Here is a 560-nt window from a genome sequence, read left to right as displayed (position 1 = left end):
GGTGATGCCCTGCTACCGGCAGGGCGGCGGGTTAGGCTGTCTTGATCGATTTGCGGTTAGCGAACTGCTCAGTCAGCCAATAACGATGCGGAGTCCCGTGCGCGCTTTTGTAGACGGGCTCAGAGCGCCCAACGACCTCGTGAGTGCTCAGGTTCTTCCACTCCGAGCAATCGGGGTACGGCGTCGGGTGAATGTTCTCGGGGCCGCCTACAGCCTGGAAAAATTGCTCTTTGCTTACCTCGACGAATGCCATGTCCTTTCCTCGGTGATGCCACGGAGAACCGGGCTGGGTGGTTAGGCAGGGAAAATTTCAGCAGCCGTGAAGGCGTCCTTGCGTCCGCTGTTCAAGGTGACGAACACCGGGAATGCGCAGTTCTCGCGGATTTCGCTGATGACGCCGTGGCCTCCACCTTGTGCGTACACCTTTTGCCCAACCGACAGTTTTTTGAGGGTGTCGCTAAAAACTACGGTCTTCATCGTCTTGCCCTCCAGGGCGTGTTGACTTCCCGTCTGGCCCTCGGTGGAGGGCCAGCCAGTGAAATCGGTGTTTCTCCCGCGTT

The 560-nt window shown here is 58.6% G+C and carries 2 protein-coding genes; both read right to left on the bottom strand.

Annotated features, from left to right (window positions below; genetic code table 11):
- Positions 1 to 31: 31 nt before the first annotated feature.
- Entirely contained in the window at positions 32 to 253 is a 222-nt protein-coding gene (locus HMPREF3014_RS14745) for a hypothetical protein (protein WP_070734318.1), read from the bottom strand.
- Between the two features lie 41 nt (positions 254 to 294).
- The coding region (locus HMPREF3014_RS14740; protein WP_218189579.1) for a hypothetical protein at positions 295 to 560 on the bottom strand (266 nt) is incomplete at its 5' end.

Source organism: Pseudomonas sp. HMSC065H01 (assembly GCF_001815235.1).
Taxonomy (GTDB): Bacteria; Pseudomonadota; Gammaproteobacteria; order Pseudomonadales; family Pseudomonadaceae; genus Pseudomonas; species Pseudomonas aeruginosa.
This window is presented reverse-complemented; position numbering and strand designations above follow the sequence as displayed.